At 69.4% G+C, this 2,708-nt stretch carries 3 protein-coding genes and 1 pseudogene; 3 read left to right on the top strand and 1 reads right to left on the bottom strand.

The features are described 5' to 3' along the window. Positions 1-40 precede the first annotated feature (40 nt). On the top strand, positions 41-259 hold the full coding sequence (locus tag B4E30_RS16555; RefSeq protein ID WP_414683171.1) for a DUF3060 domain-containing protein: 219 nt from the start codon (positions 41-43) through the stop codon (positions 257-259). 77 nt (positions 260-336) lie between these two features. Here the strand turns inward: B4E30_RS16555 and B4E30_RS16550 are convergent. Continuing rightward, positions 337-648, bottom strand: a pseudogene (locus B4E30_RS16550) (murein hydrolase activator EnvC family protein); the annotation flags it as partial. A 467-nt stretch (positions 649-1,115) separates the two neighbouring features. Between B4E30_RS16550 and rpsB the strand changes: the two are divergent. Together rpsB and tsf are read left to right on the top strand one after the other, a co-directional pair. After that, positions 1,116-2,039 (top strand): 30S ribosomal protein S2, encoded by a 924-nt coding sequence (gene rpsB / locus B4E30_RS00285; protein ID WP_286793009.1) that lies wholly within the window; start codon positions 1,116-1,118, stop codon positions 2,037-2,039. Positions 2,040-2,136: 97 nt separating this feature from the next. Then, on the top strand, positions 2,137-2,708 hold a 572-nt coding region (gene tsf / locus B4E30_RS00280; RefSeq protein ID WP_286793008.1), incomplete at its 3' end, for a translation elongation factor Ts.

Genomic DNA, 2,708 nt, shown 5'->3' with positions numbered 1-2,708 from the left:
CGACGTCGGCGACCTGATCATTCGAGCCGACCGCGTCTCGGTGGTGGCGGCGGCACTGCCTTCGCTGTCGATCGCGGGATATGACGTCGTCGTCGAGGCCGAGGGGATCACGGCCGTCACGGTGTCGGGGGACCGCAACACCGTCCGGTCGGAGACGGAAATCGACTCGGTCGCCGTGACCGGCCACGACAACACCGTGGCAGCCGCGAACGGCATCGGGGAGATCGACGACGCGGGAGAGCGCAACACCATCGGCTGAGCGGCGGCGATCGGTTCGCAGCAGGGGAGGAGCACAGCGCGCGGCACTCCGCCCAACAGCAGCAGGGGATTGATGTACTCGCCATCGAGCCGCACGCCGAAGTGGAGCGCGCCCGGCGGGGTATGGCCACCCGCCGACAGCGTTCCCACCGGCTCTCCCACGACGACGGCTTCGCCCACGGTCACCTCGGGCGAGACCGGCTCGAGGGTCGTGACGAGTCCGCCGCCGTGGTCGATCGTGACGACGCCGCGTCCGGCGACCGGCCCGGCGAACGCGATCACCCCTGCTGCCGGGGACGAGATCGCGCCGGCGGGGTCGGACGGGGCGATATCGACACCGCGATGGCCGGGGCCGTACTCGTGCGCCGGCGCGACGAAGGCTTCGATCATGCGGAACGGGTGTACCGGCCACCTCCAGCCGGCCAGAGTCTCCGGCTCGTCCACAGCACGTGCCGGGCCGCCGAAGGCCACGACGGCGACCAGGCTCAACAACGCCGCCGCTGCGAGCGCACGGATGTCTCGGCGGGCTGATGTCGAGGCCGGCAGGACGAGCATGGCCCTATCGTCGCGTCATGTGACGGGTGCGCGTACGCCGCCGGATGAACCTGTGGAGGGCTCCGGCGGTCCGCCGCGTGGGGAGGGCCTCCGGCTGGTATGATCGAGGGGCATCCCGTTCGCGGGGTGACTACGCGTGCCCTCAGCGCGCCGGTTCCGGCGCGTGGCATCCACTCCCTCCGGTCCCCTTCCCGATCCACACATCGGCAGGGGCGGGGGTGCGCCGGGCACCAGGACGCGTCGGCCGACCGGTCGACCGAGAACCGAAATCGGCGCGCACGCGCCAGAACAGGAGAACGGCCATGGCCGTCGTCACCATTCGCCAGCTGCTCGACAGCGGCGTTCACTTCGGACACCAGACCCGCCGGTGGAACCCGAAGGTCAAGCGCTTCATCCTCACCGAGCGCAGCGGCATCCACATCATCGACCTGCAGCAGTCGCTGTCGTACATCGACAAGGCGTACGAGTTCGTCAAGGAGACCGTCGCCCACGGCGGAACGGTCCTCTTCGTCGGCACCAAGAAGCAGGCGCAGGAGATCATCGCCGAGCAGGCGACCCGCGTCGGCCAGCCTTACGTCAACCAGCGCTGGCTCGGTGGTCTGCTGACGAACTTCACCACCGTCAGCAAGCGCCTCGCCCGCATGAAGGAGCTCGAGGAGCTCGACTACGACGACCCGGCTGCGAGCGGCTTCACGAAGAAGGAGCTGCTGCTGAAGAAGCGCGAGCTCGACAAGCTGCACAAGTCGCTCGGTGGTATCCGCAATCTCCAGAAGACGCCGTCGGCCATCTGGGTCGTCGACGCCAAGCGTGAGCACCTCGCCGTCGACGAGGCCACCAAGCTGGGCATCCCGATCATCGGCATCCTGGACACCAATGCCGATCCGGACGAGTTCCAGTACCCGATCCCCGGCAACGACGACGCGATCCGCTCGGTGAGCCTGCTGACGCGCATCATCGCCGACGCCGCCGCCGAGGGTCTGATCCAGCGCCACCAGCCCGCGGACGAGGTCGAGGAGGCCGCTGAGCCCCTCGCCGAGTGGGAGCGCGAACTGCTCGAGTCGGGTGCTCCCGCGCAGTCGTCGGCAGACACCGAGAAGGTGGCCGACGAGGCCGAGGCCACGGCCGAGGCGAGCGAGATCGTCGCCGAGGAGCAGGCCGCCGAGGGCGAGAAGGCCACCGAGTCGGAGGCGGATGCCGCCGGCGCAGCCGCCGCGGAAGCGAAGTAACCGTCGCGCAACCGACACCGAGTATGTTCGGCGGGGCCGTCTGCGGACGGCCCCGCCGAAGCGAAGCACGAACCATCTGAACAAGGAGCCGCCACCCATGGCAAACTTCACGATCGCCGACATCAAGGCGCTGCGCGAGCAGCTCGGCACGGGCATGGTCGACACCAAGAAGGCGCTCGAGGAGGCTGACGGCGACGTCGACAAGGCCACCGAGATCCTGCGCCTGAAGGGTGCGAAGGGCAACGCCAAGCGCGCCGACCGCTCCACGAGCGAGGGACTCGTCGCCGCTCACGAGCAGGACGGCGCGGTCACGCTGATCGAACTCGCCTGCGAGACCGACTTCGTCGCCAAGAACGAACGCTTCGGCGCGCTGGCCGAGAAGGTCCTCGCCGCAGCCGCCGCCTCCCGCGCGGACTCCGCGGAGGCTGCACTCGCGGCCGACGCGTCGGGCCAGACGGTCGAGCAGCTGATCTCGGACGAGGCCGCCATCATCGGCGAGAAGGTCGAACTGCGCCGCGTTCGCACCCTGACCGGCGACGCGTTCGAGGTCTACCTGCACAAGACCAGCAAGGACCTTCCGCCGCAGGTCGGTGTCGTCCTCGCCTACACCGGCGATGACGCCGAGACCGCGCGCAGCCTTGCGCAGCACATCTCGTTCGCCAACCCGTC

This window comes from Microbacterium sp. UBA3394, assembly GCF_002358725.1.
GTDB classification, from domain to species: Bacteria; Actinomycetota; Actinomycetes; order Actinomycetales; family Microbacteriaceae; genus Microbacterium; species Microbacterium luteum.
Note: the sequence above shows the minus strand (reverse complement) of the source record. Positions and strands in the feature narration are given on the sequence as shown.

Bases quoted from the DNA above. Each gene is read 5' to 3' on its own strand.
- rpsB (WP_286793009.1), top strand. From the start codon at position 1,116: ATGGCCGTCGTCACCATTCGCCAGCTGCTCGACAGCGGCGTTCACTTC.